At 70.0% G+C, this 16,208-nt stretch carries 18 protein-coding genes and 1 pseudogene; 15 read left to right on the forward strand and 4 right to left on the reverse strand.

The window, feature by feature from the left end; genetic code table 11:
* The 5 genes and pseudogenes from ON36_RS04310 to ON36_RS34455 all read left to right on the forward strand — a co-directional run.
* Positions 1-347: pseudogene (locus ON36_RS04310) on the forward strand (hypothetical protein); the annotation flags it as partial.
* Between the two features lie 158 nt (positions 348-505).
* Positions 506-949, forward strand: coding sequence for a 50S ribosomal protein L13 (gene rplM / locus ON36_RS04315; protein WP_043647810.1), 444 nt, complete (start codon positions 506-508; stop codon positions 947-949).
* Entirely contained in the window at positions 946-1,491 is a 546-nt protein-coding gene (gene rpsI, locus ON36_RS04320; protein WP_043647812.1) for a 30S ribosomal protein S9, read from the forward strand. Before rplM ends, rpsI begins: the two co-directional genes overlap by 4 nt.
* Before the next feature lie 115 nt (positions 1,492-1,606).
* Positions 1,607-2,965: a phosphoglucosamine mutase gene (gene glmM / locus ON36_RS04325; RefSeq protein WP_043647814.1), complete on the forward strand. Its 1,359-nt coding sequence runs from the start codon at positions 1,607-1,609 to the stop codon at positions 2,963-2,965.
* Between the two features lie 296 nt (positions 2,966-3,261).
* Positions 3,262-3,420 (forward strand): hypothetical protein, encoded by a 159-nt coding sequence (locus ON36_RS34455; protein WP_157224764.1) that lies wholly within the window; start codon positions 3,262-3,264, stop codon positions 3,418-3,420.
* On the opposite strand, the gene ON36_RS04335 is transcribed toward ON36_RS34455, so the two are convergent.
* Both ON36_RS04335 and ON36_RS04340 read right to left on the reverse strand, forming a co-directional pair.
* Positions 3,417-3,848 carry a hypothetical protein gene (locus ON36_RS04335; RefSeq protein WP_043647817.1) on the reverse strand — a complete coding sequence of 144 codons (432 nt, stop codon included), beginning with the start codon at positions 3,846-3,848 and terminating at the stop codon, positions 3,417-3,419. The two genes, ON36_RS34455 and ON36_RS04335, sit on opposite strands and share 4 nt — an antisense overlap.
* 7 nt (positions 3,849-3,855) lie before the next feature.
* A complete protein-coding gene (locus tag ON36_RS04340) occupies positions 3,856-5,499 on the reverse strand; it encodes an ABC-F family ATP-binding cassette domain-containing protein (RefSeq protein ID WP_043647819.1) in 1,644 nt (547 codons plus the stop codon).
* Between the two features lie 146 nt (positions 5,500-5,645).
* Here ON36_RS04340 and ON36_RS04345 point away from each other — a divergent pair, with 146 nt between their 5' ends.
* The 8 genes from ON36_RS04345 (at position 5,646) to ON36_RS32530 (ending at position 11,303) form a co-directional block, all read left to right on the forward strand.
* A complete protein-coding gene (locus ON36_RS04345) occupies positions 5,646-5,837 on the forward strand; it encodes a PspC domain-containing protein (protein ID WP_043647834.1) in 192 nt (63 codons plus the stop codon).
* A 370-nt stretch (positions 5,838-6,207) separates the two neighbouring features.
* On the forward strand, positions 6,208-6,381 hold the full coding sequence (locus ON36_RS35380; RefSeq protein ID WP_169334678.1) for a hypothetical protein: 174 nt from the start codon (positions 6,208-6,210) through the stop codon (positions 6,379-6,381).
* Positions 6,382-6,578: 197 nt separating this feature from the next.
* Positions 6,579-6,881 carry a DUF6802 family protein gene (locus tag ON36_RS04350; protein WP_043647821.1) on the forward strand — a complete coding sequence of 101 codons (303 nt, stop codon included), beginning with the start codon at positions 6,579-6,581 and terminating at the stop codon, positions 6,879-6,881.
* 163 nt (positions 6,882-7,044) lie between these two features.
* Positions 7,045-7,599 (forward strand): DUF3558 domain-containing protein, encoded by a 555-nt coding sequence (locus ON36_RS04355; RefSeq protein ID WP_157224765.1) that lies wholly within the window; start codon positions 7,045-7,047, stop codon positions 7,597-7,599.
* Between the two features lie 284 nt (positions 7,600-7,883).
* On the forward strand, positions 7,884-8,426 hold the full coding sequence (locus ON36_RS32525; RefSeq protein ID WP_052313638.1) for a hypothetical protein: 543 nt from the start codon (positions 7,884-7,886) through the stop codon (positions 8,424-8,426).
* Positions 8,427-8,723: 297 nt separating this feature from the next.
* Entirely contained in the window at positions 8,724-9,248 is a 525-nt protein-coding gene (locus ON36_RS04365) for a hypothetical protein (protein WP_043647824.1), read from the forward strand.
* Positions 9,249-9,336: 88 nt separating this feature from the next.
* A complete protein-coding gene (locus tag ON36_RS04370; protein ID WP_043647826.1) occupies positions 9,337-9,651 on the forward strand; it encodes a type VII secretion target in 315 nt (104 codons plus the stop codon).
* Complete coding sequence (locus ON36_RS32530) at positions 9,651-11,303, forward strand: hypothetical protein (RefSeq protein WP_052313640.1); 1,653 nt, start codon at positions 9,651-9,653, stop codon at positions 11,301-11,303. The genes ON36_RS04370 and ON36_RS32530 overlap by 1 nt, the downstream gene beginning before the upstream one ends.
* 9 nt (positions 11,304-11,312) lie before the next feature.
* Here the strand turns inward: ON36_RS32530 and ON36_RS04380 are convergent, their stop codons facing one another.
* Complete coding sequence (locus tag ON36_RS04380) at positions 11,313-12,164, reverse strand: poly(ethylene terephthalate) hydrolase family protein (RefSeq protein WP_043647828.1); 852 nt, start codon at positions 12,162-12,164, stop codon at positions 11,313-11,315.
* 36 nt (positions 12,165-12,200) lie between these two features.
* Here ON36_RS04380 and glmS point away from each other — a divergent pair, with 36 nt between their 5' ends.
* Positions 12,201-14,078, forward strand: coding sequence for a glutamine--fructose-6-phosphate transaminase (isomerizing) (glmS, locus tag ON36_RS04385; protein ID WP_043647830.1), 1,878 nt, complete (start codon positions 12,201-12,203; stop codon positions 14,076-14,078).
* A gap of 323 nt (positions 14,079-14,401) precedes the next feature.
* Here glmS and ON36_RS04390 read toward each other — a convergent pair whose 3' ends face one another.
* Positions 14,402-14,827 (reverse strand): cupredoxin domain-containing protein, encoded by a 426-nt coding sequence (locus tag ON36_RS04390; protein ID WP_083884899.1) that lies wholly within the window; start codon positions 14,825-14,827, stop codon positions 14,402-14,404.
* Positions 14,828-14,935: 108 nt separating this feature from the next.
* On the opposite strand from ON36_RS04390, the gene ON36_RS04395 reads away from it, so the two are divergent.
* The coding region (locus tag ON36_RS04395; RefSeq protein ID WP_043647832.1) for a bifunctional ADP-dependent NAD(P)H-hydrate dehydratase/NAD(P)H-hydrate epimerase at positions 14,936-16,208 on the forward strand (1,273 nt) is incomplete at its 3' end.

Genomic DNA, 16,208 nt, shown 5'->3' on the forward strand with positions numbered 1-16,208 from the left:
AGGACGGCGGTGGCCGCGGCGACCGCCTGCGCAAACTGCGCGGCGGTTTCTTCGGCGCCCCGACCGTGGTCGGTGCGCTGGCCGTCGCCGCGGTCGCGCTGTACCCGGGTTCGGGCGGGGAGGCGCTCGCGCTGACCGGCTACTCCGCCGCCGAGACCGGGACCGCGCCCTGCTCGCTGACCCCGTACGCGAGCGTCGAACCCCGCGAGGGCATCGCCACCGCCCGGGGCGCGGTCCCGGTCGGTGACTGCACCCCGCCCGGCATCGACACCCTGCGCTACCTGATCCCCGGCCCGCACGGTGCCGACCCGGGACCGCCGATCGAGGTCTCCGGCAGCATCGATTAACAGCCGCTGATACCCGGGGTGTATCGTGGCTTGCTGGCGTGTGGCGCGGCGTGAGCCGCTGGTGCATCTCGCACCGAGGACCTCGGGTCTCCACCGGCCGCCGGGATCCCTCGGCCGCATGCCTGGCCGGCAGTACCGACGACAGACAGGGAACGACTGTGCCTACGTACAGCCCCAAGGCGGGTGACGTGACCCGTCAGTGGTACGTCATCGACGCCACTGACGTAGTCCTCGGCCGTCTCGCCGTGCAGGCCGCTGGCCTGCTCCGCGGCAAGGGCAAGCCGACCTACGCGCCGAACGTCGATGGTGGCGACTTCGTCATCATCATCAACGCGGACAAGGTTGCCATCTCGGGCAACAAGAAGCAGGACAAGCTGATCCACCACCACTCCGGCCACCCGGGCGGCCTCAAGTCGCGCACTGTCGGTCAGGTGCTGGAGAGCCGTCCCGACCGTCTGGTCGAGAAGGCCGTCAAGGGCATGATCCCGAAGAACAAGCTGGGTAACGCGATCGCGGGCAAGCTGAAGGTCTACGCAGGCCCGAACCACCCGCACGCCGCTCAGCAGCCCGTTCCGTTCGAGATCAAGCAGGTGGCCCAGTGACCGCTCCCGAAGACAACGCAGCCAACGCAGCCAACGCAGCCGACGCCGACTACACCGAGGAATTCGTCGCTGACGAGACCGTCGAGGTCGTGGAGGACGGTGACGGGTACGAGGCCGAGGCCGAGTACACCGAGACCTACGCCCCCGTCCTGATCGACCGCCCGGTGCAGACCGTCGGCCGCCGCAAGGAGGCCGTGGTCCGCGTGCGCCTGGTGCCGGGCTCCGGCAACTTCGTGCTCAACGGCCGCACCATCGAGGACTACTTCCCGAACAAGGTGCACCAGCAGCTGGTGAAGTCCCCGCTGGTGACCGTCGAGCGCACCGAGACCTTCGACGTGCACGCCCGCCTGGTCGGCGGCGGCCCGTCGGGTCAGGCAGGCGCCCTGCGTCTGGCCATCGCCCGCGCCCTCATCGAGGTCACCCCGGACGACCGCCCCGCCCTCAAGCGGGCCGGCTTCCTGACCCGTGACCCGCGCGCCACCGAGCGTAAGAAGTACGGTCTGAAGAAGGCCCGTAAGGCGCCTCAGTACTCGAAGCGCTGATCCACGCCGCTGTATTGTCAGCGGAGTACGTGTACGAGAGCAGGCTTCCAGCACGTCTGGTCGCCTGCTCTCGTGCTGTATCGAGCATCTGCAGCACTTTCGCGGAAGGTTGAGTATGGGACGTCTGTTCGGCACCGATGGGGTTCGCGGGCTCGCCAACGAGTCGCTGAGTCCGGAACTGGCGCTGCGCGTCGCCGGTGCCGCGGCGCAGGTGCTCTCGCGGGGGAAGACGCGCGCCGTCGCGGTCGTCGGCCGTGACCCCCGCGCCAGCGGCGAGATGCTCGAGGCCGCGGTCACCGCGGGCCTGACCGCCGCCGGTGTCGACGTGCTGTCCGTCGGCGTGCTGCCGACCCCCGCGGTCGCCTACCTGACCGGCCTCTACGACGCGTGCTTCGGCGTGATGATCTCCGCCTCGCACAACCCCATGCCCGACAACGGGATCAAGATCTTCGCCGCGGGCGGCCACAAGCTCGACGACGCCGTGGAGGCGCGCATCGAGGCGGTCGTCGAGGAGGGCCTGAGCCTGCGCCCCACCGGCGCGGGCATCGGGCGCGTGCTCGGTTCCGGCGGCCGTGACGTCGAGCAGTACAGCGTCGCGGGCACCCACGAGCGCTACGTCGAGCACCTGCTCGAATCCACCGGCGGCGACCTGTCCGGCCTGACGGTCGTCGTCGACTGCGCCAACGGCGCCGCCTCGGAGGTCGCGCCCGCGGTCTACCGGGAAGCCGGGGCCACGGTCATCGCGATCAACGCCGAGCCGAACGGCCTCAACATCAACGACGGCTGCGGTTCCACCCATCTCGACCAGGTCCGCGCCGCGGTCGTGGCTCACGGCGCCGACCTCGGCCTCGCCCTCGACGGGGACGCCGACCGCTGCCTGGCCGTCGACGCCTCCGGCGCCGTCGTCGACGGTGACGCCATCATGGCCGTGCTGGCGCTGGCCATGCGCGAGTCCGGCGAGCTGGTCGCCGACACCCTCGTCGCCACCGTCATGAGCAACCTGGGCCTGCACATCGCCATGCGCGAGGCGGGCATCACCGTGCTGACCGCCGCCGTCGGCGACCGCTACGTCCTGGAGGAACTGCGCAAGGGCGGCTTCCGGCTCGGTGGCGAGCAGTCCGGGCATGTGGTCTTCCCGCAGTACGGCACCACCGGCGACGGTGTGCTGACCGGCCTCCGGCTGATGGCGCGGATGGCCCAGACCGGCCGTGGCCTGGGGGAACTCGCCGCGGTCATGACGACCGTGCCGCAGGTGCTGATCAACGTCCCGGTGTCGGACAAGGCCGCGGTGGCGTCCGCGCCGGAGGTCACCGAGGCGGTGTCCGAGGCCGAGCGGGTGCTGGGCGCCAACGGCCGGGTGCTGCTGCGCCCGAGCGGCACCGAGCAGCTGGTGCGGGTCATGGTGGAGGCCACCGATCCCGTGCAGGCCCGCGAACTCGCCGACGATCTGGCCAAGCGGGTGGCGTCGGTCTAGCGCTGTCTGGCGCCCGGCCCGACCGGGCGGTACCCTCGGCGTACGCAGGATGTTCTGCGTGCTCGTGGATCGTGCGCTTCTGTGCACCGGATGGATTGGCGCGCAGCATGATTCGAAGGGGGAGAAGCGCAGTGGCCTCGCCCGCGCCCGGCTATCACGAATACGGCAGCGACCCCTACTCGTTCGACGGCCACCGCTGCGGCGGCGCGTGCGGTCGCCCGGGGTGTAGCGAAGTGCCCCAGGGGTATTCGCACACGGTGCCCATCCACGACGAAGGCTATGGTCAGCGTGCCGCCGTGCGGGAAACGCGCCCGAGCTTCGGCCCCGCCGCGCCCCTGCCGGTGACCGGTCGCGCGACCCGCGCCGCCATCACGGTCCTCATCGTCCTGCTGGTCGACCTCGGGGTCGGCGTGGTCGGCTTCGCCTACGGCTCGACGATCGACCTGTTCGGCTAGAACTGCCCGGCCAGGAACCCGCTGAACAGCACGAGGAAGCCGCCGATCTCGCCGACCATCAGCGCGTACATCGACAGCTTCAGCGTGCCGGGGATGCGGCCGCGGAACTGGTTGGTCGTGTCGCGGCGCGCCCCGTGCAGGACGTAGCTGGCGATGGCCCCCGCGAATAACGCGATCAGCACGGTGTCCGCGCTCAGGTTGACCGCCGTCGGCCAGGCGCTCAGCTCGGTGAACACCGCGAGCAGCACCCCCGCGAACGCATACAGCAGCGCCGCGCGGTGGGCGATGTCGACGTAGACGTGCGCCGACCCGTTCATCGACGTGCGGATGCCGTGGTACTTCCACACTCCGAGGGCCAGCGCGGCCAGGAAGATCAGTCCTGCGCCCAGCAGGGTGAGCCGGGTGTCGAGGCCGAGAGTGATGGCCATCTGCGTCCTATTCCTCGGTGAGCACGCCGGCGGTCATGTGCCAGCGCCGGGTGGCCCGTACAGAATCCAGCATCCGGCGGTCGTGGGTGACCAGAATCAGCGTGCCGGTGAAGGATTCGACCGCCTGCTCGAGCTGTTCGATGGCGGGCAGGTCCAGATGGTTGGTCGGTTCGTCGAGGACGAGCAGGTTCACTCCGCGGGCCTGCAGCAGGGCCAGCGCCGCGCGGGTGCGCTCGCCAGGGGACAGCGTGTCGCAGGCGCGCAGCACGTGCGGGCCGCGCAGGCCGAACTTGGCCAGCAGCGTGCGGACCTCGGCGTCGGGCCAGTCCGGCATGAGGGCGCCGAAGGTGTCGGCCAGGGTGGCCGACCCGCGGAACAGCCCGCGCGCCTGATCGACCTCGCCGATCTCGACCCCCGAACCCAGCGCGGCCGAGCCCGTGTCGGGCGCGATCCGGCCGAGCAGCAGCCCGAGCAGCGTGGACTTGCCCGAGCCGTTGGCCCCGGTCAGCACGATCCGGTCGGCCCAGTCGATCTGCGCGGTGACCGGGCCGAGCGTGAAGTCGCCGCGCCGCACCACCGCCTCGGACACCGTCGCGACGACCGCGCCACTGCGCGGAGCGGCGGCGATGGCCATGCGCAGCTCCCACTCCTTGCGCGGCTCCTCGACGACGTCGAGACGTTCGATCCGCCGCTGGGTCTGGCGTGCCTTGGCCGCCTGCTTCTCGGTCGACTCGGCGCGCATCTTGCGTCCCGCCTTGTCGGAGTCGCCGCCCTTGGCCTTGCGGCGGGCGTTGCGCACGCCGTGCTCGAGCCAGTTGCGCTGCATCTGCGCCCGCGCCTCCAGGCCCGCCTTCGTGTCGGCGTAGTCCTCGTAGGCCTCCCTGGCGTGCCTGCGGGCGATGTCGCGCTCGGCCAGGTAGGCCTCGTAGCCGCCGTCGTAGAGCCCGACCTGCTGCTGGGCCAGGTCCAGTTCGAGGACGCGATTCACGGTGCGCGCGAGGAACTCCCGGTCGTGGCTGATCACCATGAGCGGCACCCGCACGCCCGTGACGAACCGCTCCAGCCGGTCGAGGCCGTCGAGGTCGAGATCGTTGGTCGGTTCGTCCAGCAGCAGGATGTCGAAGCGCGACAGCAGTACCGAGGCAAGGCCCGCCCGCGCCGCCTGACCGCCGGACAGTCCCGTCATCGGGGTGTCGAGGCCGCCGGCCAGGCCGTCGGCCAGGCCGAGGTCGGCGGCGACCTCCTCGGCCCGCTGGTCGAGATCCGCGCCGCCCAGCGCCAGCCAGCGTTCCAGCGCCGGCGAGTACTCGTCCTCCCCGCCCTCGGCCAGGCGCTCGGCGGCCGCGTCCATCTCCCGTTGCGCGGCGGCCACCCCGGTGCGCCGGGCCAGGAAGCCGGCCACCGTCTCGCCCTCGATCCGCTCGGGTTCCTGGGCGAGGTAGCCGATGGTCGCGTCCGGCGGGCTCAGGGTGATCGACCCCGTCGGGCTGCGCCGGTCGGCGAGCATCCGCAGCAGCGTCGACTTGCCCGCGCCGTTCACCCCGACCAGCCCGATCACGTCGCCGGGGGCGAGGGTGAAGTCGAGGTCGGCGAACAGGGTGCGTTCGGCGTGCCCGGCGGAGAGCCCGCGGGCGTGCAGTGTCGTGCTCACCCCGGTCAGTCTGCCCGGTTCGGGGTGGCACCCCGAGAGCGGGTGCGCGGAAATCAGGGTGCCGATCGGTACTTCGACCGATGCCGGACGCACCGGGCCGCCCGCACAGTGGAGTCGTACCGCCCAGCACGAGAAAGGTGCTCATCATGACCGCCCCCGTCCGCCGCCTCACCCGTTCGACCAGCGACAAGTGGATCGCCGGCGTCTGCGGTGGTCTCGCCGAGTACTTCGGCATCAGCCCCACCGTGGTGCGGCTGATCTTCGTCGCCTCGTGCCTGCTGCCCGGTCCCCAGTTCCTGATCTACGCGCTGCTGTGGGTGCTGATCCCGCGCAAGTGACCACGGTGGCCGGTCCCGCCCGAGGCGCGGACCGGCCGTCCCGGCGGCGCGCCGAATTCCGGAAGACCGCCCTCGGAAAATGCTCCGCCGAAAACAATGCGTGTCTCGGTTTGTTTGTGACAATACACGACAACATTTACGGCACCACCGCCGCTCAGCTGCATGTTTCGAATTCGTGAAGGTGGTTCGATGCGGAATCGTGATCGGCCGAAATTATCGCGTACCGGCCGGTAACAACCGGATTGTCTGCTGAGTGCAGCGCGAATGCGCCTAATTGTTGCGAACGCCTATTCGTCCTCGTCCGTGCGTGATCTGATGAGTCCCGTCCCGATCCTGGGGCACATCACAGAGCACTATCGAGGATGACTGTATGACCTCCAAGAAAGATCGTTCGCTCGCCATCGCCGCCCTGGCCCTGACCGCGGGCGCCCTCGGCGCCGGCACCGCCTCCGCCGCCGCGCCCGCCGCGACCCCGGTCGCCGGCTCCGTCGAGGTGTGCCTGCCGATCCCGGTCGGCCCCGTCGAGCTGAGCTTCTGCCTGTAGCAGGCGGTTCCGAGCGGCGGTGGTGGTTGCCGCGGAAGTGCCACCACCGCCCCCGGCGCGACCGGACCGCATTTCGTGCCGAATGCGGTCGAGTGCCGACCCGTCCCTCCGGTTGTGGCGTATACCTGCTGGCGGTGGGCCCGCCCTGCTGCCAGGATTGATGCCGTTCGCACCACGCAGACCGAGGAGGAAACCCCATGGCGACCGAGTTCACCGGCCTCGGCCTGCCCGACTTCGGCGCGCACACCCCCCTCGACGACCTCGGCCCCGTCGAACTCCACCACCCCACCCAGGACCTCGACGGCGACGGCGTCGCCGACACCATCACCAGCGCACACGCCGACGCCACCCAGGTCTGGTCCGACTACGACCACGACGGTTTCGCCGACCACGTCACGGTGGTCGAGAGCGACGGCGACTACGCGGCATGGGAGTATCACCGCCATCCGGACGGCACCTCGGAGTGGGTGCGGACGGACAAGGGGTCGCTGGGGAAGTAGATGTGCCGATCCGGCGGCGGCTCGCGTACGGTTGGCGGCCGGAACACGGAGACGGGCCATCGAAGATGGAGGCACGAATCCGCAGGTGAGCGAGGTCGTGGGCGGCGCTATGGTGTCCGCAACGAGCTGTGCCCGATGGGAGGTAGGGGGGACCATGCGGTCGATGGTGGGTGCGGTGGTCGCGGTGGGCGCACTGGTTCTGGCCGGGTGCGGTTCGTCGGCCGACACGCAGGCGAGTCCGACCGGCCCCTCGGCGCCGGACGACGGGATCGCGGCGGACGTTCCCACGGGTATCGACCCGTGCGCCATCCCCCAGGATGTGCTGACGTCGATCACGCCCGGACTGCACAAAGGGGTCACTGACGACAACACTTCACGGGGGAAGATCAAGTGGCGTGGCTGCCGGTACCTGGTGTCGGAGGGCTACTCGACCACGGTGAGTCTCACCAATCTCACGCTGAGCATGGTGCGGGAGAAGCACTTTCCGGGTGAAAGGGAGGACATCGTGAACGGCCGTGTCGCGCTCACCACCCACCAGGCGTCTGATCCCACTGGCGTCGAAGGGTGTGTGGTGAACCTGGAAATGCGCGGTGGAAGCCTGGAGTTCACCGTCGACAATGGACACGGATCGTCGCCGAAGACCAAGCATCTGAACGCCTGCGGTATCGGTCTCACGGTCGCGCAGAAGGTTGCGCCTCTGATCGCGGCAGGCTCGTAGGAACTGTCGGATTCGCTCGAGCTGGGGAGGGGGCCGAGAATGGCCGGGGAGACTGTGCCGGAGCGTCCCATGAAGGGGCGAGGCACAACGGAGAACCGCGATGCGATCGTCACACCGGACGAACCGGACGAGGACGACCTGTGCCTCGAGCAGCGCCGGAACGGGGGATGGCTGGTATGACCGCGGCCGGAGACTTGTCCGTGGCACTCCGACTGCCGACGGAAGCAGTCGGCGCCGAGGCCGTAGAGCGTGCTGAGCGGTGGAGGTTGAGTCCTACTCCCGGTGTGCGCTTCATCGGCAGGAAGGTCCGGGATCTGCCGATGATCTGCCCACGCCATGGCACCGCGGCGATCGACCACATTCAGCTGGAAATTCCGTTCATGCAGTGGGATGAGCAGCGGATACCACACAGCCCGGCGCAGACCTGGCGGTTCTATCGTCGGACCTGGTGGCGGGTGTACCGGGGACTGCCGAAGCTGGATACCAGCGCGAGATTGTGGGCGAATTGGCCTGCTTGTCACCTCTGCGTTTCACGTCGGCGCACGGCCCTGAGAACCGGCGTCGGGTTGCTGTTGCTACCGCTGTTCGTGGCGGTAGCGTTCGTGCTCGAGTCTGTCGGGACCCCGCATCCCGTCGTGCTTGCCGCGTTTCTTCTCGGGATTCCCGGCGGTTTCCCGATCGGCATGGTTGTCGGCACTTCACTGCTCCAGAAATCGAACACCTACATCCCTGTCGATCCCATCGACGAGCGCCCCTTCGTCACCATCCGCGCCCACCCCAACTTCGCCGAAGCGGTTCGAGCGCACACCGGGGCGGAGACCGACTGACGGCAGGGCATGCGCATGCGAAATCCGCGTCACGCTCCTGGACATCGCTGGTCGAGAGCGACGGCGACGACACGGCATGGGAGTATCACCGCCATGGGTCGGCACCTCGGAGCGGGTACTGACGGACAAGGGTCGCCGGGGAGTGGTTTCCGCGATTCGAGGGAACCGGGCGGGGGCCCGGTGCGTCCAAGCAATGGACGGGTCTGAATCGAAAGGGGATGCGGTGAGTGTCTCGAGTCCGGTCACGGGTGCGGCGGTCCGCACCGAATCAGGTCGTGCCGATCGGGGTGGCGCGCGGTGACCGCGTCCCCCATCGCCGATCTGGCCGCCGAACACCTTCGCCGGGTCCGTATGCTTCGTGCCGAGTTCGAGGACGAACGGGCACGCCTGCAGGCACGAGGGGACGAGCTTCTCGCGGTTGTAGAAGCCACCGCGCAGGACGCGGTCGATCGGCAGGATGACGAACCGGCAGCCGCCGAGCCCTCTGCTCCCGTGTCCGGTGGCGGCCGCCATCGCGAGCCGGAACCGGACGAACCGACGGTTCGCATTGCGCAGGCCGCCGTACTCCCGCCTGTACCCCCGGTGGCGGAGCCGCCCGCGGCGCACCCGAGCGGCGAGCCACGCGCAGCCGTGTCCACGTCCGGTGCCGGAGCAACAGTCGACGACGAGGTTTCTCGCCGCGAAATCGAGCTGCGTGAGGCACGTGAAGCCATTGCCCGTTCCATCGCGGCTCGTCGCGCGCGCCAGAACTTCGATCCGGTCGACTACGAAGGCTACGACCAGGAGAGCGAGTACTACCGCCGGAAGAATTGGCTGGAATGACCACGTCACCGCGGGCCTGGTTGCCCGATGCCGCCAGCCGAACCGTTCATGCAGGCATCGCCGAAGCACAACACAGGGAGGGGACCCGATGGGTAGCCAAGTGAAGGTCGATCCGGATCAGTTGCGCAAGCTCGGCGGCAACCTGACCGCATCGAGCGGCAAAATCAAGACGCTGAACAAGGACATCAGCGGCTGGTCCTTCACCGCGGCGCAAGCTGGACGGGCCTATGGCGACGAAGGCACCAAGTTCGGTGCCGAGATCGTGAATATCGGTGCCTGGCTCACCCACTGGGAGACCGCGGTCGCAAAGTCGGGCACCGTGTACACGACCAGCGCGAACACGTACTCCTCGGTGGACGACGCGAACGTCACCAAGATCAAGGCCGCCGGGGTGAACCTCTGATGGTCTGGTCGGCAGACGAGGCAGGCGTCGTCACCGAGGGCAAGATCAACGCCGATTGGCAGCACAACGTATCGAAGACGGCGGGGAACGCCGACAAGATCCTCGACGAGGGTGCGGAAGGGCTGGAGTACTTCAAGTACTACCTCCCTCTGTACAAACAGTGTTTGGAAAAGCACGGTCTGGGCGATACAGCCATTGCCGCACGCGAATATCACGAGCTGTGTGGCCTGTATGACGCGGAGCGGGGGATGGATATCGAAGCGATCGAGCGCATGTCCGCTGCGCTGGCCGCCGCGCTTCCCGAAGTCGCTACCCAAGTTCAGATACAGCAGACCCAACGCAACGCCATCCAGAGTATCTGGCAGGGCGACGCGGGCGACGCCGCCTACACCATGCTGAACGAGCAGATCCGGCGGGCCGAGGAGGACAGCAACAACGCGCGTACAGCGTCCAGAGAACTGGGCGAGCTGGCGACCGCTCTACGAAACATCGTCGCGGAGAAGGCGACCGATGTGCGTGGGTACTGGCGCCCCCGTGGTACGGCGGACTTCAAGATGGAGGGCCGTAACGAGAGTTTCGGCGTCAGCACCATCGAGAACTGCATCAAGTATGCCAAGGACGTCGAATATCAGATGGCCTTCCTTCGAGATGTGTTCGTCCCCCAGGTCAAGGCCACCGTCCTGCATTTCGACGATGTCTGCCGAGAAACCTCCACGGTCATCCGCGAAGCGTTCAAACAGGCCACGACCGCGCTGGCGGCGGTGGAGGCGGCGCCCTATCCGATGCCTCAGGACGCGACCGTCCCGAATCCCGGAACGCCGAAGGACAACGGCAACGGCAATGGAAACGGCAACGGCAACGGCAATGGAAACGGGAACGGGAACGGGAATGGGAACGGCTCGGGCACTCCGAGCACGACCACCCCCTCGACGACGACTCCGTCGACCACCACCCCGTCCACCACGACAACGCCGACTACGACCACGACGCCGTCGACCACTACGACGACAACGACCACCTCGACCGACGGTCTCTCCTCGCTGACCGATGTGATCAGCGAGCTGTCCTCCCTGATCAGCGACAATTCCGACACCATCACTTCGGCCGCGAGCACCTTGGGGACGTCGTTGTCCTCGCTGGGGACCACGCTGAGCGAAGGTATTCAGAGCGCGACCGAGCAGCTGTCGGGGTTGCTGGACACCGACGGGGACGGGAAGTCGGAATTCACGCTGGGCGACAAGCAGATCAGTGTCGAGACCGGTGCGGATGGGGAGCTGAAGGTCACCACCACCGATGCCGGCGGCAAGGAACACGAGTACGCGCTGACGTTGGACGCGCAGGGTAATCCGTCGATCACGGAGAAGGGGGCCGAGGACACGGCCGCGGGTCAGGGGCAGGCCGAGAAGGAGACCGAAACGGGTCAGGGCACCGCGGGATTGGGCGATACCGATCCGAATACCGGTGCGCCGGTGAAGGCGACGGAATCGGGGTCGGGTCCGACCGGCCTCCAGGACGCGCCGGGTACGGGGCAGACCGTGCCGAGCGTGCCGCCGGTCAAGAAGTCCGACGACACCGAGCACTCTCCGCAGCCGGCCGCGCCCGCCGCGGTGCCGGACACCGGTGCGGAGCTCGCCGAGGCGGGACCGCTCTGAGGTCCGGTCCTAACCCCGGGCGAGTTTGATGAGCTGGCCGACGGAGAGCTTGGGCTTCTCCACTTCCACCGGGGCGTCGAGGTCGACGAGGGTGGTGTGGGGGAGGTCGGTCTCGGGGTCGGCGAAGGGGGCGTAGGTCTTGTCGCCGGCGACGGCGGCGAGGAGGTAGCCGGTGAGGAGGCCGCGGACGGCTTTCTCGGTCTTGTGGTGGTAGCGGCCCGCGCCGAGGGCGGCCAGGGCGCGACGGCCCTCCACGATGCCGGAGATGTCGGCGCCGTCGATGCGGCGCAGGTGCGCGGCGGACCAGTTGAGGGCCAGCGGGCGGGCGATGGAGCCGACGGAGTCCATGTCGTCGCCCGCGAGGATGAGGCCGGGCGTGTCGAGGTCGGCGGCGACGCGTTCGGCGGCGGGGGAGGTGGGCGCCGGGAAGAGGGCGGCGACGGCGCGGACGTCGCGCTGGGCGGCGGCGAGGACGGCGGCGCCCGCGCCCATGGCGTGGCCGGACAGCGCGAGGCGGTCCCGGTCGACGGAGACGGTGCCGTCGCCGAGGCGCACGCCGGTGACGATGTCGAGGGTGGTGAGCAGGTCGGTGGACAGGTCGAGGTGCGAGGGGATCGGGCCGCGTTCGGTGTCGGGCGCGGCGACGACGAATCCCCACGACGCGACGTGTTCCAGCAGCGTCTTGTAGTTGGCGGCACCGGCCAGCCAGCCGTGCGCGAAGGCGACGGCGGGCAGGCCCGACCCCGTCTCGGGGGTGTAGACCACACCGGGCTGACCCGCGATGCCCAGGTTCCCGCGCAACACCTTGTGGGGACCGCGGCTGGTCAGGGCGGTCAGAAGCGATTTCACAGACACCGGCACGGCGAGAAGGTTACCGAATAAGTAGGCTGGAGAACCATGTGCGGAATCGTGGGCTACGTCGGGTACCGTGACGCGCTCGGCGTCGTCGTTGACGCATTGCGGCGCATGGAATACCGCGGTTACGACTCGGCGGGCGTCGCCATCCTCGACGGGGCGGGCTCGATCGCGGTGGAGCGGAAGGCGGGCCGGCTGGCCAATCTGGAAGCCGAACTCGCCGATCAGCCGGGCGGGTTCGCGGGCACCAGCGGCATGGGCCATACCCGCTGGGCGACCCACGGCGCGCCGACCGACCGCAACGCCCATCCGCACACCGACGTCTCGGGCAAGGTCGCCGTCGTGCACAACGGCATCATCGAGAACTTCGCGCCGCTGCGCCGCGAGCTCGAGACCGCCGGGGTGGAACTGCTCAGCGACACCGACACCGAGGTGGCGGTGCACCTGGTCGCCCGCGCCTACGCCGACGGCCCGACCGCGGGCGACTTCACCGCCTCCGCGCTGTCGGTGCTGCGCCGCCTCGAGGGCGCGTTCACGCTGGTCTTCACCCACGCCGACCACCCGGGCACGATCATCGCCGCGCGCCGCAACACGCCGCTGGTGGTCGGTGTCGGCGAGGGCGAGATGTTCATCGGGTCCGATGTGACCGCGTTCATCGAGCACACGCGCGAGGCGGTGGAGCTCGGTCAGAACCAGGCCGTGGTGATCACGAAGGACAGCTACACCGTCACCGACTTCGACGGCGGCACCGAGGGCGTGGTGACCCGGCCGTTCACCATCGACTGGGACCTGGCCGCCGCCGAGAAGGGCGGCCACGACTACTTCATGCTCAAGGAGATCGAGGAGCAGCCCACGGCGGTCGCCGACACGCTGATCGGGCACTTCACCCACGACCACAACGGCGGGCGCATCGTCCTGGACGAGCAGCGCCTCGCCGATCAGGAGCTGCGCGAGTTCGACAAGGTGTTCGTCGTGGCCTGCGGCAGCTCGTATCACGCGGGTCTGCTGGCCAAGTACGCCATCGAGCACTGGACCCGGATCCCGGTCGAGGTCGAGCTGGCCAGCGAGTTCCGCTACCGGGACCCGGTGCTGGACCGGTCGACGCTGGTCGTGGCGATCTCGCAGTCCGGCGAGACGGCCGACACGCTCGAGGCCGTGCGCCACGCCAAGGAGCAGAAGGCGCGTGTGCTCGCGATCTGCAACACCAACGGCGCGCAGATCCCGCGCGAGTCCGACGCGGTGGTCTACACCCGCACCGGGCCGGAGATCGGCGTGGCCTCGACCAAGGCGTTCCTGGCGCAGGTCGCGGCCAACTACCTGGTCGGGCTGGCGCTGGCGCAGGCGCGCGGGGTGAAGTACCCCGACGAGGTGGAGCGCGAGTTCCGTGAGCTCGAGTCCATGCCGAAGCTGGTCGCGGAGGTGCTGCGGACCGCGCCGCAGGTGCGGGCCATCGCGCGCGAGCTGGCGCAGGTGCCGACCGTGCTGTTCCTCGGTCGGCATGTCGGCTACCCGGTCGCGCTCGAGGGCGCGCTCAAGCTCAAGGAACTGGCGTACATGCACGCCGAGGGTTTCGCCGCGGGCGAGCTGAAGCACGGCCCGATCGCGCTGATCGAGCAGGGCCTGCCCGTCATCGTGGTGATGCCGTCGCCGAAGGGCCGCGCGGTGCTGCATTCCAAGCTGCTCAGCAACATTCGCGAGATCCAGGCCCGCGGGGCGCGCACCATCGTGATCGCCGAGGAGGGCGACGACACCGTGCGCCCCTTCGCCGACGACCTCATCGAGATCCCCGCTTGCCCGACCCTGTTCCAGCCGCTGCTGTCGACGGTCCCGTTGCAGATCTTCGCCGCCGAGGTGGCGCAGGCCCGCGGCTACGACGTGGACAAGCCTCGCAACCTGGCCAAGTCGGTCACGGTCGAATAGGCCGCGGGCCGCCTCGGCCGGAGTGCGGAGGACGACCGATCACGCCGACCGGACCGGTCCTGCGCCCCGGCGTCCGGAACCCGACCCCGCCCCGCGACCCCGAGGAGCGGCTGGCCACGCAGTGGCCGGTTCGCCCGCGTCCGAGCCCCGGCTCGATGCCCCCCCCGCGCCCGAACCCGGGTGCCACGCCGCAGCGTTCCGCGCGTCCCGGCCCCGCGGCCGCCCTGTCCGTCCGTGGGCGTGGCCGTCCGCGACGAAGGAGCAGGCCACGCCCACGGACGAACGGGACACCGGGGGCCGCGAACTCGAGCGCGCCAGCGCTCCTATGTCACCGTGATGGTGCCCCGCATCTGCGGGTGCAGGCTGCACATGTAGCGGTAGGTGCCCGCGACGGTGAAGGTGTAGCTGTATTCGCCCTTTTCGGTGATGGCGCTGTTGATGCCCATCGCCTTGTCGCCGATGCCCTGCACGTTGTGCGGGACGTCGTCGGAGAACTTCCAGGTCACCGTGTCGCCGACCTTGACGTGGGCGTCGGCGGGGGAGAACTTCATGTCGTCGACCTGGACCGTCAGCGCGGTCGGGCCGTGCGGGGTGGTGGTCGCGGTGGTGGTGACCGGGCGGGGCTTGCGCGTGGTCGTGGCGGCCGAGCCGTCGGAATCTCCCGAGCAGCCCGCGGACAACAGGGTGGCGGCCACGACGAATCCGGCGAGGAGCCGGGCGGATACGGCGCGGTGACGAACCATCGACATGAGGCCCGAGCGTAGTCTGCTCGACGCCGGGTCCGTAGCCGGTCGGACGGCCCGGGTGTCCGGTTCGCCCGAGCCGGGCGGTGCGTGACAGACAGGCAGGGGTGCGCGATGACAGCGGAAGCACGCGGCTACTACACCGCCGACCAGGTCAGGGCGGCCGAGGCGGACCTGTTCACCCGGGTTCCGGCGGGCATGCCCATGCGCCGGGCGGCCTTCGGCCTGGCCGGGGTGGTCGCCGCCGAACTGAGGGAGCGGACCGGGGCGGTGGCGGGCCGGTCCGTGGGCCTGCTGGTCGGGTCCGGGGACAACGGCGGGGACGCGCTGTGGGCGGGTGTCTTCCTGCGCAGGCGCGGGGTGGCGGTCCGGGCGGTGCTGCTGGATCCCGGGCGGGCGCATTCGGCGGGGCTGGCGGCGTTCCGTGCCGCGGGCGGGCGGGTGGCGCCCGCGCCCGCGGCGGACGGGCCGGTGGGGTCCGGCGAGAGCGCCGCGCGTGCGGGAGGCGGCGACCCGTTCGCCGGCGCCGACCTGGTGATCGACGGCATCGTCGGTATCTCGGGGCGTGGCCCGCTGCGGCCCGCCGCGGCGGAGATCGTCGCCGGGATCGGGGTTCCGATCGTCGCGGTCGACCTGCCCAGCGGCGTCGATCCCGACACGGGCGCGGTCGAGGGGCCGTGCGTGCGGGCCGCGGTGACGGTCACGTTCGGCGCGTACAAGCCGGTGCACGTCCTGGCCGCGCCGTACTGCGGACGGACCGTGCTGGTGCCGATCGGGCTCGAGCTGCCGCCGCCCGCGCTGCTCTCGCTGTCCCCGGCGGCGATCGGGGCGGGCTGGCCGGTGCCGGGCCCGTCCGACGACAAGTACACGCAGGGTGTCGTCGGTGTCTGCGCGGGCAGCAGGCGGTATCCGGGGGCCGGGGTGCTGTGTACGGGCGCGGCGGTGGCCGCCACCTCGGGCATGGTGCGGTATGTCGGCGACGACACCGAGGTGCTGGAGAAGCTCCCGGAAGTCGTTGCCACGCGGACGGTCTCGGAGACGGGGCGGGTGCAGGCGTGGGTGGTCGGGCCGGGCGGGGGCACCGACGGGGCCGCCCGCGACCGGTTGGCGGAGATCCTGGCGACCGACCTGCCGGTGGTCGTCGACGCCGACGCGCTGACCCTCGTCGCGGCCGAGCCCGGCCTGGTCCGGGATCGGCGCGCGCCGACGCTGCTCACCCCGCACGCCGGCGAATTCGCCCGCCTGGTCGAGGGCTCCCGGCGGTCGGCCGCCGCGGCGGGGCCGGGCGACGACGCGGGGGACGGGCTGCTGCTGCCCGATCGCGACCGGGTGGCGGCGGCGCGGGCGCTGGCCGAGGAGTGGCAGGTCACCGTGCTGCTCAAGGGGC

The organism is Nocardia thailandica NBRC 100428, from assembly GCF_000308795.1.
Taxonomy (GTDB): Bacteria; Actinomycetota; Actinomycetes; order Mycobacteriales; family Mycobacteriaceae; genus Nocardia; species Nocardia thailandica.